The sequence below is a fragment of the Streptomyces sp. NBC_00690 genome (assembly GCF_036226685.1).
GTDB lineage: Bacteria > Actinomycetota > Actinomycetes > Streptomycetales > Streptomycetaceae > Streptomyces.
On record NZ_CP109009.1, the window covers coordinates 6,499,319 to 6,516,137 of the forward strand.

A 16,819-nucleotide genomic window follows, 5' to 3' on the forward strand; every position below is an offset into this window, starting at 1 on the left:
GCGGTGACGGAGGGGGCGACAGCCGTGGGCCCGTCAGCCGTTGTAGGCGCCGACGATCCGGGAGAACTCATACGGCGACTGCGGGACGTTGGTGCACAGGGACAGATTTCCGGTGCAGGCGTTGCGGTCGCGTGTGACATCCCAGAACGAGATCATGCCGAGCTTCTTGCTCCGCGCGAACGCCACCAACTGCCGGGCGTCGGCCTGGTCGTAGATCTGGTGGTCGTCGTTCTCACCGATCATCGGTGTGACCCCGAGCATCCCCCAGAGCTGGGCGTCGGTGCGGGCCGGGTAGAGCGCCTTCAACTGGGTGACCGTGGCCTCCGCGGCTTGGATCGCCGCATCGCCGTAGTCGATGACCATGAAGTAGTCCATCGTCATCACATTGACCACGTCCAACGCGACACCCGCATCGCGGGCCGAGGTCACCACGGAGAGGCCCGTCTGTGTCAGCCCCGATGGAGCGACCGGCAGGGTGAGCGAGATACGCAGACCCGGGTGGGCCTGTTGCAGTCGGGCGAGGGCCGCCGAGCGGCGCGCGATGGAAACCGGATCGTTGACGGCCGCGCCTTCGATGTCGAAGTCGACATAGCGCAGGTCGTACTGTCTGACCACCGCGTCGTACTCGGTGAACAGGGCGTCCACCGAGTCACAGTTCTGGGCGAGTTCCCTGCCGCCCGCACCGCCGAAGGTGACCTTGACTTCTCCGCCCGTGGCCCGCAATGCGTTGATGTTCTCCTTGCCCCACCCGGCCCGGGGGTCGTAGTAGTTGAACCACATCGCCTTGCAGGTCGGTGAGGTGATGGCGCCCAAGCTGAAGTTCTTCAGTCCGCTCTCCGAAGCCAGCGTGCTCAGACTCGGAGTGGGCCAGGCACCCATGTCGACGTAGGGCGCAGTGGGCTTGGTGCGCGTCGGACTGAGGTCCCCGGTGGTGCCCGTGACCGCGTTACTCGACGCGGACTGGTTGCCGGCCTCGTCCTTCGCGATGAGTTGGAAGGTGTACGGCGTAGCGGGCTGGAGGCCGGTCACACGGTAGGAGGTGACGCCGGCCAGGGTCGCGTACCGCACTCCGTTGACGAAGAGGTCGTAGTTCACCACCGGGCTTTGGTCGTCCACCGATGCCGTCCAGTTGAGGGTGAGCGCCCCGTCCTCGATCCCGGTGATGTGGACACCGGTGGGAACCGTCGGCGCTGTGATGTCCCCGCCCCCTTCGCAGGGCCCGCCCTTGTTGACCACGCACTGCGCAGGCACACCGCTGCCTTGGGCCACCCATCCGAACGTGGTGGAGGCCCCGGGGGCGAGCGGCCCGTTGTAGCCCACGTTGCGGAAGCTGTAGCGGTTCCCCTGGCGGATGAGTTGGGCGTCCCAGTGGGCGCCGACGGTGGTGCTCGCGGGCAGATCGAACTCAACGGTCCAACCGCTCAGCGCCGTACGGCTGTGATTCTTGATCGTGTACGTGCCCTGGTAGCCGTTCTCCCAGGAGGAGGTCTTTCGAAACTCTGCCGTCACCAGCACCAACGGGCTGGTGGCGGAGGCGGGTGGGGCGCATAACAGGGTGAGAACCCCGAGGACGGTGGCGACCAAGGACGCCAATGGTCTTCGCATTGCTGCCTCCCATACGGGGAACGAGCGCGAGCCGTACCGGTCGATGCGGGCTTTGGTCTATACCAAAGCCGCCTGCATTGACTATCGGTCGCGGGCTGCCGCGTCAAGACGAAGGACCGTCTGCCTCGGACCCATGCTGGTCGCTCCCGGGATTTCCCCGGATATGTGCCCGCGGCACACCGCCCGCGGGGTCACCGGCCCGAGGCGCCATGCCCCGCTGCGGTGGTCGGCCGTGTTCGCACAACGGCGTAACGCCTTCAACCGTTGCTCGTTCACCGACCATGAAGAAGATCATCACTCTGGCGGTTGTCGCACTGGCGGGCGTCTCCATCGCGACCCCTGCCCACGCGGACAACGACAGCAACTTCGGCGGCGGCGTCAACGCCGCCAACAACTGGAACTTCACCGCTGCCGCGGTCTGCCTCCAGGAGGTGGCGGTCGTCCCCGTACTCGGGGACTACCTGGCCGACCACACCAACAACTGCACCAACGGCAATGTGATCAACCACGCCCTCGGCTGGCGGCCGCAGCACCGCACTTCACGCGGCACCGATCCGCCACTCTGCGTGAACTGAAATGTCATGTCGAGAGCCGAGTGCCGAGTGCACGATGCGCGGCCTCCGTATCCAGTGCCGATGCGGAGGCCGGCTCTCTCACGGCAGCGGACCACGCCGGGCGGAATGCCCCCGGTCGGAGCCTCCCTGAGTCGCGTCGAGGAAACGGGAGCGCCCCGGAGGTAGAAGTGAAGGCGCCCCATGGCGCCGGGGCCAGGGGCTCTTGGTCGTTCGGGTGCTGTAGCGGATCTATCTGGCAAACGGACAGTAGGACGCGCCGGGCGGGCGAGTGACGCCGATATCAGATCGGCTTTTTTGTCTCATATCACGTAGAGATACAGGTCAAGCGGGCGCTGAAGAGATCACCCCGTTCCGGGCCGAGTCACCCAATCGACCCATTTCGGCGAGGTCGTCGGGATCGTTGGCTCGGCGTGACACCACTGAAATGCGATGCCCCACCCGTCCGTGACCTCGCCGCCCTCGCTCCCGTGCCCGGAAGGGCGGTGCCGATGCGCAGCCCTCAGATCGTTCCGGACGTGAGCGACCCGAACATCGTCAGGTTGCAGCCCCCGCCGTTCTGCGCCGACATCCTGGCCGACTTCCTGGCCAGGTTGGAGAACATCAGGGAGGACTTCCGCACCCGCTTCGAGGGATGTCCCCCGACGTCGCCCCCCGCGGCGCTCCGGGCGGATGAGGGAAAACGCGAGCCGGTGCGGCATGTATGACCCGCCGGACCCCTTTGACCATGGGTATCCCCAGGTGGGGCCCGACGACTGGTACCGGGACAGCGTGCGCAGGGTCGAAGACGAGCTGACGCAACCTCAGGAGATGTACCAGCCCTATCTCCTCGATCATGACATCGGGCAGCCGACGATGGACTGGGACGATGAGCTGACCCTGCTGTTGCGGGCCACTCCCGCGGCGCCGCCCGCAGTTCCCCGGCCGCGTTCGCACAGTCGGCGCAAGGTGCGCGAGCCGCGCAAGCCCATCGTCTGGCCGAGCGGAACGCGGCTGTTGAGCGCGATCATTGCGATGATGACCGCCTTTTTGATGACCGCCGTCGGAATGCTCAGTGCGTTGGTCTCCTACGACCCCCTGCGCTATCTGGCGCTGGTGGGTGTTCCGGACGAGTTGGCCCGAGGATGGCCGTTCCTTGTCTTCGGGCCCTGGTTGGTGGCCTGTCTGTCCATCCTGCGCGCCGCGATGCATCGACGGCAGGCCCTGCACGCCTGGCTGATCGTCGTGTGCTTCACCGGTGTGGCGATGGTGTTGTGCATCGCGCATGCCACGAAGACGGTGCCCGGTGTGTCGGTCGCGGCCATTCCGCCGGTGGCGGCGCTGGCCTGCTTCCATCAGTTCATCCGGCAGGTCACCCTCACTCATCCCCGGCACGCCCGTGTCCGCTCCGATGCCGCGCACCGGGCCAGAACTGCCGTCGACGGACTGCGGAAGGGCCGGCGCACCGACGCCTGACCGCGAGGAACCGGCTGGCCAGAGAGGGTCATCGAGGTTCGACAGGGCGCAGTTGCGGGTGTGGGCGACCCGCGTGATGGTGGGCCGCCGTGCGGAATCCTCCCGCGGCGGCCAACAGGCCGCTCCCGACAGGTGATCCAGACTTGTCGATCATGATGTGTTGAACGAGGGAGGCCCCCTCAGGTCACACCCGTGATCAAGCTCGGCCGAGTCCCGCGCATCCGATGTGGGCTCGCCTGGGCGCGATGCGACGATCATATGTGGGATATCGCATGGCTTCGGTGGTTTTCTCCATGTTAGATGCGGGGCTATGGGCGCAGTTGTTGCGCCACGCCGATTCTCGATGCTCCGGCGTGGCGGGAACTGTATAGGGCTCCGGTTGGCGTCGCCGGCGGACGTGCCTCGTGGCGTACGTCCGCCGGCGCGGGCGGCTCAGCCGGGGCAGATGGACCGATGCGGAACATCGGGGAGATAGGTCTTCCACTCGGCCTTGGGAAAGGACTGCCCCGGTCGGGAACACAGTGCCTCGGCCGTGTGGCTGGCGTCGAGCGACCAGGTGTGGGACGCCGTGTGCGGGGTGGTCACCCGTACTTGCCGGGTGTCGGGGGTGAAGGAGAGCGCCAACACCGGCCCGTAGGACTGGGGGAGCGGTTTCCCCGGCGAACGGGGCGAGGCGGTGTCCCACACCCGTACTCCACCGCTGGCCTCGCCGACCGCGAGTTTGCGGCTGTCGGGGGAGAAGGCCAGCGCCGGAGGTGTCGCATCGACCGTCCTGTCCAGTGGGTCGCCCGCGCTCAGCACACTGATCCTTCGCCTCCCTTCGCCATCCCACAGGGTGATCCGCCCGTCCACGTCGCTGACTGCCATCAGTTCACGGTCATTGCTGACCGCCACCGCCGTGAGCGGCCCCTCCCCATGGGCGATGAAGTGGTCGGCTGACATCCCGTTCGAGTCGTGGGTGATGCGCTGCCGGGCCGAGGTCACGAGGGAGTCGTACGCGCCCGTCGCGAGGACTGTACCCGGGCGGTCTTCGACCAGATTCGACCACACCGCCCCCTTCTGTCCTGGAGCCAGTGAGAGCGCGTCCACGAACTGAAGGTGCGCATAGGTACGGGACACGACGACCTTGCCCAGTGAGTCGATGAGGGCCAGAGCCGTGACACCGGGGGGAACCGGGGGCGTCCGGGTGCGTCTGACGTTCTTCAGGTTCCACACCACGACCCGGCCCGACGCCGGGAGATACGCGAAGGTCTCGGAGTGGCGGTCGAACGCCAGGAAGCGGGCGCAGTCCACGTCGCAGGCCGCCGGGGCGGGCTCAAGCTCCCCCAGGCGTCCGGTGCCGTCGCCATTGCGGAGCTCGTACCGTCCAGCGCTGACGGTGGCGAGCGCGGTGCCGTCCGGGCTGTACTTCGCAGCTGTGAGCGGTACTTCCTGTGCCACGTCACGCGTGGGGGTGCTCACATGGATGGTGCGCACGGTGAAGGCGTGCTTCTGGCCCATCGCATAGCGCAGCACACCCCGGAACATGTCCAGGCGGAGGGCGAAGACGTTCCTGCCGTGTACGGGGAAGCGGAGCATGGGCTGGGTGGGGGAGGTCATGCGCCAGACCAGGATCTCCCCGTCGCCGAGCGTGGCCAGATAGGCTCCGTTTGCGCTGAACGCAAGATCGGACTGGGGTGTCGTCCCGACCCGGGCCAACTCCCGTCCCGACGACAGTTCCCAGCGACGGACACCCGTGGCGGTGGCGACCGCCAGCGTCCCTCCCTCCGGGGTGAACCGGAACGAGTTCCGCGCACAGCTGCCGATGCGGTCGAGCCAGGGTGTGGCGATCCGGCGCCGCTCGCGGACGTTCCAGAGCTGGAGCGGGCCTTCATCGGCGCAGAAGACCAGCAGGCGATCGTCGGATGTGACCTCGACCTGGTGGATCGTGTCCCATCTGCCGCCCGTATCGAGCACCTTCGCTCCGGACCGGATGTTCCACAGCCCCACCGATCGCCCCTGTTCGTGCAGGGCGAGCAGATGGCCGCGCGTCGTGAACCAGGATTGGGAGAATCCGTGGGGCGAGGTCAGTACCTGGCCCGTCGGTGTGCTCGACGAGAGGTCCCACAACTGGACTCCGCGTGCCACGCGGACGACGGCGGTCCGTAGATCGGGGGCGATCTCCATCACCCGTGTCCAACTGCGTTCCAGGATCTTCAGCTGGGGAAGTCGATTGCCGCTCGACACGTCCCAGCGGTCGATGTGGTTCGCACCGACGCTCATCACTGTCTGACCGTCCGCGCTGAGGCGGTGCTGACCGTTGATGAACCCGGGCGCGGAGGTCCACGGCGGAGTGAATGACGCGATGTCGGACTGGGCTGCCGCCGCGAAGAGCGCCCGCCGTGTCTCCGGGAGATCTGCCAGTCGCCAGGCAGCCAGACTCAGCCGGATGGCGGTGGCCGGATCGGTCTCCCGCATGGTGTCGGCCATCTGCGCCACTCGGCGGGCTTCCGCATCGACGGCGCGTCGCTGGCTCACCTCGCTCTGCCACCAGGCCATCCCCCCGGCGATGGTGGCCAGACAGACCAGCAGGGAGAGGCACGCGGTGAGGAACCGCAGTCGACGGGTGGCCCGGGCACCCGCACGCCGGGCCTTGTCATGGGCCTGTGTGGAGGCCAGGAGGAACGCGCGTTCCTCTGGGGTGAGCGCGTCCGATTCGGTGAACGCCTCCCGTGCCAACTCCAGTTGTGCGCCCCAGTACAGTGCGCCCTCGTCCCGCCCCAACTCTTCCCAGACGCCGGCCGCCTCCGTCAACCTCCGGTGCATGCGGAGTGTTTCGCGGTCGTTCTCGATCCACCGCCGCAATCGGGGCCAGCCGGTGATCAGGGCTTCGTGGGCCAGATTGACCGCCTGGTCGTCGATGGTGAGCAGCCGGGCCCGCACCAGTCGTTCCAGCACGAGGGTCGACTCCGGTGACAGTTCCAACTCGGCCCGCTGGGCGGGGCGACGGGTGTCCGCGCTCGCCTCGCCCGGGGTGATCAACCGGAGCAGGAGTACGCGGGCGGCGTGCGCCTCCGGTTCGGTGAAGCCGGCGAAGACCCCCTCGGCGGTGTGGGCGATCGCCCCGTGGAGGCCGCCGATGGACTCGTACGCCGCCTCGGTGAGCGTCCGGCCGCGTCGGCGCCGCCAGATTTCCAGCAGGGCGTGCGACACCAGCGGCAACCCGCCGGGCTCGGCGCCCGCGTCGGCGACGATACGGGCGGTCAGCGCCCGCTCCACCGTGAGTTGCTCCGCGGTGGCGGGGCCCACCACGGCCTCCCGCAACTGTTCGGCCGTCATCGGTCCCACCAACAGGACGGCTTCCTTCAAGGCTGCGGCGAGTGCCGGGTGTTCCGCGCACCGGCCGTAGAAGTCGGCGCGGACGGCGATGACGATCCTGGCCGGGGAGTCGAGCAGCGCTTGGATGAAGGCGTTGCGTTCCACCGGGTTGCGGCAGACGGTGAAGAGTTCCTCGAACTGGTCCACGAGGACCAGCGCGCCTTCGCTGAGCAGCCCATCGCGGATGTGCGGCGGGCTCGGGGTGAGGATGCGGATCACCTCCGGGCCGTCCGTCGACGCCCGGACGGCGGGGATCAGCCCGGCCCGTAGCAGCGATGACTTCCCACTGCCGGACGCCCCGACGAGCGCGACGAAGGGGCGCCGACCGATGAGCTCCAGCAGCTCGGTCACGAGTGCGTCCCGGCCGAAGAAGTGGTCGCTGTCCTCGGGCTCGTAGCGGGCCAGACCGGGGTACGGGGCTTCGGCGCCGTCGTCGCGCGTGTTGCCGGCCTCGTCGGCGGCGGCCATGTGCCAACGCTTCTCCCACAACTCCGGGTCCCCGCCGCAGGCCACGACATAGGCGAGCGTCACCGCGAGGGATGGCAGGCGCTCACCTGCCGCCGCGACCGAGAGCGTGGGCGCGGAGTATGGACAACTCCTCGCCATCGCCCGATAGGTCGGGCCCCCCGCCGTACGGCGTAACTCCCTCAGCTCGGATGCGAAGCGCTGTACCGGCCCCGCCTCCGGCTCCAACGGTTTCTCCCGACGTCCCATGATCAGGCTCCCTCCCCCATGACTGCGAGCGTAGGGGAACCGAAGGGTGCGATGGATCGGAGGGCCACGCTCCACCGCCGGCCCGGTGAGCGGGCCGATGTGGGGACCCTGTCGATCAGCCGGTGAGCGGGCTCAGGCGCCGGTGACCCCGTCGATCCGTTCCCGCAGGAGATCGGCATGACCGTTGTGACGTGCGTACTCCTCGATGAGGTGGATCAGGATCCAACGCAACGAGAACTCCTGCCCCTCGGTACGGGCACATGCGTCGAGGGGGACGTCCCTGACCAATTCCTGGCCGCGTGCGATCTGGGTCCGCCAGTCGGTCAGGACCTGCTCCCACCCCCGGTCGGATCGGAGGGCGAAACCGTCGCCGTCCCACGTTCCGTACACCGGAGCGATGTCCGTTCCGGCGAACACCCGCTGGAACCAATTGCGTTCGACCTCCGCCATGTGCTGCACCAGGCCCAGAAGGGTCATGCTGGACGGTGCAGCGGACGGGGTGCGCAGTTGGTGGTCGTCGAGGTCCGCGCACTTCAGTACGAGGGTCTCGCGGTGGAAGTCCAACCAGGCTTCCAGCATGGCGCGTTCATCGGCCTGAGGGGGTGGGACGGGGCGTCCGTCCGGCAGTGTCGTCTCCATGCGGTCCTTCCTGCCCGTCCGTACCGACGCCACACCGGGTGCGACCCGGTGCGGACGGCGGCACCGCCCGGCAAGTCCTCGGATGTGACGAACGGCCATGCCGGCAGGTGCGGGAAGGGCCTTGCTCAGGAGGGGGCCGGGCCGAGCGCGGCAAGGCGTTCGAAGGCGGTGGGAGTGGGCCGCGACGGTAGGAAGTCCTTGATCCGTCGGGCGCACTCGGCCGATGTGGTGGTGCTGGTGTCGCACTCCAGGTCGTACAGGCCGTGTGCATGGACCCGTGTGAACTGGTGGGCGGCCAGCCCCACGAGGCGGTCGCCCCGGGCCTGTTCCCTGCGTTCCAACTCCGGCAGCGGACAGTGCACACCGACGAGGACGACGTCCTGGGGGCGAAGGAGCGCCACACATTCCCTCAGGCGCCACGGCTCGCTCAGTACGTAGTCGACGATGACGGTGTTGCCGGCCGCCGCCATGCCGGCCACCGCGCGGTGGTACCCCATCCAGGTGCGCTTGAGGACGGCCGGTAGCCGATCCGGTGCGAGTGCGGGGCTCGACCGCATGGCGTGGAAGGCGTCCACCGGTAGATGGAAGCAGGGGTCTTCGAGTTGCGTGGCCAACTCGCGGGCGATGCTCGACTTGCCGGAACTCGACGTGCCGTTGAGGAAGATGACGAGACCGCCGACGGTCTCCGACACCTCCGGCCGGTCGACAGGCCCGTCCGCTGCGGCGGCTGGTGTGGTCGTCATCGTCGCTCGCTCACGGTCTGCGGGGATGCATCGTCGGGCCTCACCCGGACCAACCTACCGTCGGTGCACATCCTCCCGGTCGCCCGGCCCCACGGCACACCCGGCAGGGTCCGAGAGCAGAGCCCGACCTCGGCCCCGAGCATCCCTGCGGGCACGGGCTACCTCGGGCCTTCGGATCGGGAACCCTCTCCTTTCCCCCACCGACCTGAACGACCCTTACAGGCGGTATCGTCCGTTTGCCAGATCGGATCCTGGCGTGCGCAGTGTGCACCACCGCGGGGAGGGCGAGCAGGACAATGAGTGACAAGTCTGTTCAGACGCTGAATATCGAGGTCGACGACCTCTCTCTGTCCCTGGTGGGATGGCAGATCGACGAGGTCGAAGCGCGACTGGTCACCAAGAGCTACGGGAAGAAGGACCACTTCCAGGAGATAGCGGTCTCCGGCACGGTCCGGTTCCTCCCCGAGGACTGGACGGACCGCTTCGGCGGCGGTGACTACGCGCCACCCCTGCTGATCGCCCTGAGCCGTCGGGAGGATTCCTCCGCGGCCCCCCGGTACGAGCGAGTCGTCCTGGAGACCGTCAAGAAGGTGAGCAAGCGCCCCCAGCGGATCTCCCTCAAGAGCGCGTCATGGGAGTGCAAGAAGCCCCTTGAGGCCGAGGACATCGCCCTGCGCCTCACCGCCTTCGACGTGGAGGAGATCGACTCGGGGTTGAGCCTGCCGCCGACGAACTTCACCGCCCTGCCGATCGAGGTGCTGGACGAGACTACCCACGAGTCCGTACGACTGCGGCTCAACACCAGCAGCGCCCACATCCTCCGTGACTCCTACGACAAGGTGCTGCGGGTCCACCTCGAAGGCTCCGCCGAGTTCGGTACGGCGCAGCAACTGCTCGCCGACCACCTCGCGGCCGAGGACTGGCGCGATCAGGACGCGACCCTCGACGACGAGTGCCCCTTCGAGGTGGCCCTGCCCGGTCTGGTGGTGGAAGTGCTCGACGAGGCCGGGTTCCTCCTGCAAAAGCGCGAGGTCAGCCTGTACGGCCACATCGCCGTCCAGGACGGGGGGAAGCTTCCCGGGCGCCAGCCGCGCTGGATCGCGGACGTCGGCGACGACCTCGACGAGTACGCGGGGCAGCCGGTGCGTGTCGTCGTCCGGCTCGTCGATGCGGAAGACCTGTGAGCGAGCTCGTCCCTCGACTCACCGCACTCCAGGACGCGCTGGTCCGCGAACACACCCAGGCGCCCGGTCTCTTCGGGGAGATCGCGCGCATGGAGGGGCTGCTCGCCGAGACCTACCGCAATCGCGTCCCGTATGAACTGCTCCAGAACTCCGACGACGCGGGCTCCGGCACCGTACGCATCGAAGCCCTCGGCGGCGGGCGCTTTCGCTGGACCAACGACGGACGCCTCCTCGACGCCGCGGACGTCGAGGCGCTGTGCCGCAGTGCGAGTTCCACCAAGACCCGTGGTGGGGATTCGATCGGCTACCGGGGCATCGGCTTCAAGTCGCTGGCCGCGGTCGCCACCCGCATCGACGTGCGCTCCGGTGATGTGGGCTTCTCCTTCGACCGTGCCGCCTCGGCCGCGCTGCTCGGGGAGATGAGCCCGAACGCCATCCCGTTGATCCGGATACCCTCCGAGATCCACCGCGGGGACCCGGTGCACGGCGCCGTCTTCACCGTGACCTGCCGACCCGAAGCGGATGCCGGGTTCGACGCCCTCGACCCGATCAGCGCGCTCTTCCTACGGAACGTGCGGCGTATCGAGATCAGCTCCGACGTCGGCAAGCGCGACATCCACATCGAGCGCGACGCCTCGGACATCGTCCTTCGGCTGGCGGAGGGCGAAGCCCGGTTCGGGGTCCTGGTGCACGGCCGGGCGACCGTTGCCGTTCCGTTGAATGCCCGGGCCATGACGCTCACCGGACTGCGCGGCCGACTGGCGTGCTTCCTTCCCCTCGACGACGAGGTCGGTCTGCCCGTCGTCGTCTCGGGAGACCTCCTCACCGATCCTTCGCGCACCCATGCCGTGGTCGCCGACGAATCCACCCGACAGGTCCTCGCGGACGCTGCCCGGGCCATCGCCGACAGGCTGCGCACCCCGGGCGATCCCGTGTTCGATCGGCTGTGGCAACTGGTTCTGGAGGGCGAGGACATCCGCAACCTGCTGGTGTCCCCGGGCACATCGGCGAGCAAGCTCCTGGTCACCGCGCTCCGGCAGGAGATGACGGCCCGTCGCCCGCCCTTCGCGTACTCCGGCGTCCTGCTGGAGCCCGACGACGTGGCGGCTGTGTTTCCCGCGGGGGCGCCCGCGGCGCTGTATGCCCCCGGCAACCAGTCGGCCGCGCGGGCCGTCAAGGCGGTCCTTGGACTGGAGACGCTCGATCTGTCGGCGGTCCTGAGCGCACGGGGGAGCGAAGTACTCTCCGAACCGCTCCAGAGCCGATTGGGCGGGCACTTCCAGGAACTCGCCCGTACACACGGCCGCAAGCTCACCCCGGTCGAACGGGAACTCGTCGAAGCGGCGGCGCCCGCCGTGCCACCGCCGCCGCCCACCGCCCCGGTGGTGTCCGCAGCCAAGGCCGCCCCCGCGCCGGACGGTTCCCTGCCGGCGGTCCTGGCGCGCTGGCGCACCGCCGAGATCGCCACCATGGAGTTCCTCAACGGCAAGGGCTGGAGCCTGCAGGACGTCAGCGGGCAGAACGTCGGCTACGACCTGGACGGCATCGACGCGCAGGGGCGACCCGTACGCATCGAGGTCAAGAAGGTCGACCGTCCCGACGCGCGGTTCGCCATGACGAACAACGAGATGTCCCTGATGCTGACGACCCAGGGCGGCTATCTGCTGGCGGTGATCGTCGGAGACGGTCGCCATGTCGCCCTGATGCTCCTCGACCCCTCGCAGGAGGATCTGCCGCGCGAGCGGGTCTGCCGTCGTTGGGACTGGGAGTTCACCGACTGGGCGCGCTTCGCCCGAACGGTCGAGTAGCCCTTCGACGTGTCCATTCTTCGGGAGCGAGGTCCGGCCGCAGCCCGTGGCCGGACCTCGCTCCCGTGGGATGGGGGCCGATCGGGTGCCGTGGTCGGCGCAGCGCGATGTGGACACCGTCACGATCACGCCGCGTCGGTAGTGTCCGCTCGACGTTCACATTCGATGGCTCATCCACGACCAAGGGACAGATCCATGCGTATGCGTACCCTGCTGGCCGCCCTCGCGCTCACCGTCGCCGGCATCGCCGGCGCTTCCACCGCCTCGGCCCAAGACTTCGGCGACATCATCATCACCATCGAGCAGGACCCGCGCATCGTCGTGGGGTGCAGCCCCGGCTTCGTGGTGGACTCCGAGTCCGCGCAGTGCGGGATCTACGACATCCTCGGCTGAGGTCGTGCGCGGGGATCACACCGGGTCGGTGCGCGTCGACACCGCCCACTGACCCGGTCTGATCCCCGCCGCCACCCCTCCAGCACTGCCCGCCGTCCACGAGATGCCGTACGGGGACTCGCGCGGTGCAGGACGGCCGGGGGAGTGGCCGGCAGCTTCATCGTCGTACCGCGACACCCACAACGGTCGCGAACCCTGGTGCACGAACCCTGGCGTACTCCGTCTACGCGGGTATCTTGGCCCGATGATTGCCGGCACGACCGCTCAGGCCATTGTCGACGACATCGTCGGCCGCCTCGGGGTCAACGTGAACATCATGGATGAGCGAGGTGTGATCACCGCCAGTGGCGATCGATCGCGCGTGGGAAGCCTCCATGAGGGTGCCCGACGGGTACTGGAGACGGGGCTGCCCTTCTCCGTCACCGGGGAAGAGGCCCGTACCCTCCACGGCACCCGGGCCGGTGTGAACCTGCCCCTGCGGTTGGACAACGAGATCGTCGGTGTCGTCGGTGTCAGTGGTGAGCCGCGGGATGTCGGTGAGATCGCCCGGGCGATCGCGCACCTGGCCGAGCTGATGGTCATGCAACAGGCGTTCCTCGGTGAGGCCGGCTGGCGCCACCGGGTGCGACAGCAGATCGTCGAGGACCTCGTCGCCGAACGGCTCACCGTGCAGAGTTGGCGTCAACGCCAGCAACTCGCGGGTTGCCGGGTGGAGGCCCCGTACACCCTCTTCGTCCTGCACTGCGGACAGCAGGACACGGCTGCCGACCCCCGCGAGTTGTACCGCTGGCTCGAAGTGGACGAGGCGGCCGTGCTGGTCGCGGCCGACGCCGAGGGCGCGGTGTGGGCCGTGGCCGGTGGCACCGCCGCCGTGGCCCTGCGCCGCCGCCTTGTGTCCCTGTGCGAGAGCCGCAAGGACATCGGTGTCCTCGACGCCGGTCGGTCAGAGGACTTCGCCGCCCTGGTGGAACGCACCGGGCAGGCCAGGTTCGCGATGCGCAGAAAGCTCGTCGGCGAGGTGCGCCTGTCGGACCTGGAACTCCCGGCACTGCTCGCCCGGATCGCGACCGACACCCGCAACGCCACCGCCGAACGCATCCTCGGCACGCTCTCCGCCGAGCTCCGACACACCCTGTGGGTGTACTTCGCCCAGGACCGCAGCATCACCGATGCCGCCTTGGCGCTCAATGTGCACCGCAACACCCTCGCCTATCGGCTGGGCCGGATCGAGGACCTCACCTCGCGCGATCCCCGCTCCTTCCAGGACGCGGTCGTCCTCCAGGTCGCCCTGCATCTCACCGAGCTCGACTGAATCGTCGGGATCGGCCCACTGCGCCAGATCCGTGTTGTGCACCGTGCACAACCTCGGGTGTGCACAGGGGGGAAAAGTTCGTCATCCGGGCCAATACTGACCGGGCACCCCAGTACCTAGAGTTCCGACACAGCTCATCGGACTCCCCGGATGTGCTCATTCCTCCCGAAGGGCCTGGTTCTGTGCGTGTTGTTATCGCTCCCGACTCCTTCAAGGGCAGCCTTTCTGCTTCCCTGGTCTGCGCGGCGATCGAGACGGGTGTACGTCGCGCCCTGCCGGCCGCGGAAGTGGTCCGGGTCCCCATGGCCGACGGTGGCGAAGGCACCCTCGACTGCATCCTCGGTGCCACCGGGGGCCAGGAAGTCACCCTGAGTGCCACCGGCCCCCTCGGTCGTCCCGTCCCCGCCCGCTATGTGCTCTCCGGTGACGGCGGGTCCGCGGTGGTGGAACTCGCCGCCGCATCGGGACTGCCCCTGCTCGCCGAGGGGGAGCGGGACGCCCTGCACGCCGACACCACCGGCACCGGCGAACTGATCGCCGACGCCATCGAACGCGGAGCGCGCGACCTGCTCGTCTGCATCGGTGGCAGCGCCAGCACCGACGGCGGTACCGGTCTGATGCGTGCGCTCGGCGTACGGTTCGAGGACGCCGAAGGCGCCGAACTGCCCCCCGGCGGCGCGGCGCTCGCACAATTGGCGCGCATCGACGTCAGCGGGGTGAAGGACTCCGTCCGCCAGACGCGCTTCCGCATCGCGTGCGACGTCACCAACCCCCTGGTCGGCCCCGAAGGTGCAGCCGCGGTCTTCGGTCCGCAAAAGGGCGCCACCCCCGAACAGGTACGGCAACTGGACAGCGCCCTCGCCCGCTTCGGCGATGTGCTCGCCGAACAGTTCGGCGTACGGGTGCACGATCTGCCCGGCGCCGGAGCGGCCGGCGGCACCTGCGGCGGCATGGTCGCCGTCCTGGGCGCCGAGCCGGTCCGTGGTTGTGAACTGGTCGCCGACACCGTCGGACTCCCGGCGGCGCTCGCCGGCGCCGACCTGGTGATCACCGGAGAAGGCAGGCTCGACCGGCAGAGCGCGGCGGGCAAGGTCGTTTCCATCGTCGCCCGGCTCGCCCGGGAGCGTGGTGTCCCCGCCGTCGCACTCGCCGGCGAGATCGTCCACCCGATCGACGAACTGCACGAGATCGGTCTGACCGCCGCGCTCAGCATCGCTGACGGTCCCCGGGCGCTGTCCTTCATGACCGAGTCGGCGGATCGGCTGCTGGCCAACGCCGCCGAACAAGCCGTACGCCTGCGGTCCGGCTGACCCCTCCCCCCGGCCCACCGCACGCACTGACCCCGCCGAACCCACCGGCGCACCGCATTGCCTGACCCACCCGAGGGCTCCCGTCCTGCTCAGGACCGGCTCCCTTCCCTCCCCGTACCCGCAACGCCGTTCCTGTCCCCGCAAGGAGTCCCATGAGCACCGCTGGACCCGCCCTGCTCGCCGCGTTGGCGGCAAGTATCGGCCTGATCATTCTTCTGTGCGGCCGATTCAAGATGCACCCGTTCCTGGCCATCGTCCTCGCCACCTACGGCTTCGGCCTGGTCGCGATGGGCATCGGAGCCGCGACCGGCTCGGACCAGGCGTACGTCGACAAGCTCGGCACCACCATCGCCGAGGGCTTCGGCGCCATCCTGGCCAGCATCGGTCTGGTGATCCTCTTCGGCACGATCATCGGCAAGGTGCTGGAGCGCACGGGCGCGGCCGTCACCCTCGCCGAAGCCGTGTTGAAGGTCGTGGGCAAACGCCACCCCGCGATAGCCATGTCCCTGATCGGATGGGTCGTCTCCATCCCGGTCTTCTGTGACTCCGGCTATGTGGTGCTCTCGCCGCTCCAGCGCTCGATCGCCCGCAAGACCGGCAAGAACCCCGTGGTCCTGGGCACCGCACTCGCCACCGGCCTGTACGCGTCCCACACCTTCGTGCCACCGACCCCCGGCCCGATCGCAGCGGCCGGCAACGTCGGCATCGGCTCCGACGGACTGATCTGGGTCATCCTCTTCTCCATCCCGGTCTCCCTCGTCGCCGCCCTCGCCGGACTGGCCTGGGCGCTGCGCCGCACCGGAAATCTGGAGAGCAAGCTCCCCGACGCCAAGCAGACGTTCGAGGAGTACAAGGAGCAGTTCGACCACCTCCCCAGCCTGTCCCGCGCCCTCACCCCGATCCTCCTGCCGATCGTGCTGATGGCTGTGGGTTCGGTCGCCGCCTTCCCCTCGGGTGACGGCACCGTGATCGACGGCGCCTTCGGCAGTCTGCTCAAGGACCTCGGCGCCCCGGTCAACGCCCTCCTCATCGGTGTGCTGCTGGCACTGTTGCTGCTCCCGAAGAAGCTCGATGCCAAGGCGCTCACCACATGGGTCGCCGAGGGACTGGTGGACGCGGCTCCGATCCTGGTCATCACCGGTGCGGGCGGTGCGTTCGGTGCGGTGATCAAGGGCACCCCGATGGCCGACTACATCGGCACCCTCATCGGTGATGGTTCGGCGGTCAGCGGACTCACGGCGCTGCTCGTCCTGTTCGCCCTCGCGGCACTGCTCAAGACCGCGCAGGGCAGCACCACCGCCGCCCTGATCATCACCTCCACCCTGGCGCAGCCGCTCCTGCCCGCGCTGGGTCTGGACGGGACGATGGGTGCGATCCCGATCGGCCAGGTCATGGCGGTCCTCGCGATCGGTGCGGGTTCGATGGTGGTCAGCCATGTCAACGACTCCTACTTCTGGGTCGTCTCACAGTTCTCCGGCATGAACGTCAAGACGGCCTACCGGGCCCATACGGCGGCGACCCTCGTCCAGGGCGTCACCGCGCTCGCCGCGGTCATGCTCATCGGAGTCTTCGTCCTGTAGCCCCCGGTAGTTCCCTGAAGCCGATGGTGGCAGCGGGCTCCTGCCGGCCGCTGCCACCACCGGTTCCCACAGTCAGGGCGGAGCCCCGGGTCGACCGCCGATTCCGACCCCGGGTTCCGCCCTCGCCCCCTTTCCGGGTCCCGCCCT

Annotated in this window: 13 protein-coding genes; 9 read left to right on the forward strand and 4 right to left on the reverse strand. The window is 68.7% G+C overall.

Annotation, left to right across the window (positions count from 1 at the left end):
* Positions 1-33 precede the first annotated feature (33 nt).
* Complete coding sequence (locus tag OID54_RS28505) at positions 34-1,509, reverse strand: cellulose binding domain-containing protein (RefSeq protein ID WP_329024076.1); 1,476 nt, start codon at positions 1,507-1,509, stop codon at positions 34-36.
* Positions 1,510-1,886: 377 nt separating this feature from the next.
* On the opposite strand from OID54_RS28505, the gene OID54_RS28510 reads away from it, so the two are divergent.
* From OID54_RS28510 to OID54_RS28520, 3 genes are all read left to right on the forward strand, one after another.
* Positions 1,887-2,180 (forward strand): hypothetical protein, encoded by a 294-nt coding sequence (locus OID54_RS28510; RefSeq protein ID WP_329024078.1) that lies wholly within the window; start codon positions 1,887-1,889, stop codon positions 2,178-2,180.
* 515 nt (positions 2,181-2,695) lie between these two features.
* The gene (locus tag OID54_RS28515) at positions 2,696-2,884 is read left to right on the forward strand and encodes a hypothetical protein (RefSeq protein WP_329024080.1); all 189 of its coding nucleotides are present in this window, start codon (positions 2,696-2,698) and stop codon (positions 2,882-2,884) included.
* A complete protein-coding gene (locus OID54_RS28520; protein ID WP_329024082.1) occupies positions 2,877-3,632 on the forward strand; it encodes a DUF2637 domain-containing protein in 756 nt (251 codons plus the stop codon). Before OID54_RS28515 ends, OID54_RS28520 begins: the two co-directional genes overlap by 8 nt.
* 432 nt (positions 3,633-4,064) lie before the next feature.
* On the opposite strand, the gene OID54_RS28525 is transcribed toward OID54_RS28520, so the two are convergent.
* From OID54_RS28525 to OID54_RS28535, 3 genes are all read right to left on the reverse strand, one after another.
* Entirely contained in the window at positions 4,065-7,703 is a 3,639-nt protein-coding gene (locus OID54_RS28525; RefSeq protein ID WP_329024084.1) for an nSTAND1 domain-containing NTPase, read from the reverse strand.
* Positions 7,704-7,835: 132 nt separating this feature from the next.
* Positions 7,836-8,342: a DinB family protein gene (locus OID54_RS28530; protein WP_329024086.1), complete on the reverse strand. Its 507-nt coding sequence runs from the start codon at positions 8,340-8,342 to the stop codon at positions 7,836-7,838.
* Between the two features lie 125 nt (positions 8,343-8,467).
* Positions 8,468-9,085: a chloramphenicol phosphotransferase CPT family protein gene (locus OID54_RS28535; protein ID WP_329024087.1), complete on the reverse strand. Its 618-nt coding sequence runs from the start codon at positions 9,083-9,085 to the stop codon at positions 8,468-8,470.
* Positions 9,086-9,381: 296 nt separating this feature from the next.
* On the opposite strand from OID54_RS28535, the gene OID54_RS28540 reads away from it, so the two are divergent.
* The 6 genes from OID54_RS28540 to OID54_RS28565 all read left to right on the forward strand — a co-directional run bounded on the left by OID54_RS28540 (position 9,382) and on the right by OID54_RS28565 (position 16,672).
* Positions 9,382-10,269 (forward strand): hypothetical protein, encoded by an 888-nt coding sequence (locus OID54_RS28540; protein WP_329024089.1) that lies wholly within the window; start codon positions 9,382-9,384, stop codon positions 10,267-10,269.
* Positions 10,266-12,077 (forward strand): sacsin N-terminal ATP-binding-like domain-containing protein, encoded by a 1,812-nt coding sequence (locus OID54_RS28545; protein ID WP_329024091.1) that lies wholly within the window; start codon positions 10,266-10,268, stop codon positions 12,075-12,077. The genes OID54_RS28540 and OID54_RS28545 overlap by 4 nt, the downstream gene beginning before the upstream one ends.
* Positions 12,078-12,272: 195 nt before the next feature.
* Positions 12,273-12,470 carry a hypothetical protein gene (locus OID54_RS28550; RefSeq protein WP_329024093.1) on the forward strand — a complete coding sequence of 66 codons (198 nt, stop codon included), beginning with the start codon at positions 12,273-12,275 and terminating at the stop codon, positions 12,468-12,470.
* Between the two features lie 244 nt (positions 12,471-12,714).
* Positions 12,715-13,782, forward strand: a complete 1,068-nt coding sequence (locus OID54_RS28555) for a CdaR family transcriptional regulator (RefSeq protein WP_329024095.1) — start codon at positions 12,715-12,717, stop codon at positions 13,780-13,782.
* Between the two features lie 182 nt (positions 13,783-13,964).
* Positions 13,965-15,092, forward strand: a complete 1,128-nt coding sequence (locus tag OID54_RS28560) for a glycerate kinase (RefSeq protein ID WP_329024097.1) — start codon at positions 13,965-13,967, stop codon at positions 15,090-15,092.
* A gap of 152 nt (positions 15,093-15,244) precedes the next feature.
* Positions 15,245-16,672, forward strand: coding sequence for a GntP family permease (locus tag OID54_RS28565; protein ID WP_329024099.1), 1,428 nt, complete (start codon positions 15,245-15,247; stop codon positions 16,670-16,672).
* The last annotated feature ends 147 nt before the right edge of the window (positions 16,673-16,819 follow it).

Coding starts and splice junctions, on each gene's coding strand:
- OID54_RS28535 (WP_329024087.1), bottom strand. CDS start 9,085: ATGACGACCACACCAGCCGCCGCAGCGGACGGGCCTGTCGACCGGCCG.
- OID54_RS28565 (WP_329024099.1), top strand. CDS start 15,245: ATGAGCACCGCTGGACCCGCCCTGCTCGCCGCGTTGGCGGCAAGTATC.
- OID54_RS28555 (WP_329024095.1), top strand. CDS start 12,715: ATGATTGCCGGCACGACCGCTCAGGCCATTGTCGACGACATCGTCGGC.
- OID54_RS28510 (WP_329024078.1), top strand. CDS start 1,887: ATGAAGAAGATCATCACTCTGGCGGTTGTCGCACTGGCGGGCGTCTCC.
- OID54_RS28550 (WP_329024093.1), top strand. CDS start 12,273: ATGCGTATGCGTACCCTGCTGGCCGCCCTCGCGCTCACCGTCGCCGGC.
- OID54_RS28530 (WP_329024086.1), bottom strand. CDS start 8,342: ATGGAGACGACACTGCCGGACGGACGCCCCGTCCCACCCCCTCAGGCC.
- OID54_RS28520 (WP_329024082.1), top strand. CDS start 2,877: ATGTATGACCCGCCGGACCCCTTTGACCATGGGTATCCCCAGGTGGGG.
- OID54_RS28540 (WP_329024089.1), top strand. CDS start 9,382: ATGAGTGACAAGTCTGTTCAGACGCTGAATATCGAGGTCGACGACCTC.
- OID54_RS28525 (WP_329024084.1), bottom strand. CDS start 7,703: ATGGGACGTCGGGAGAAACCGTTGGAGCCGGAGGCGGGGCCGGTACAG.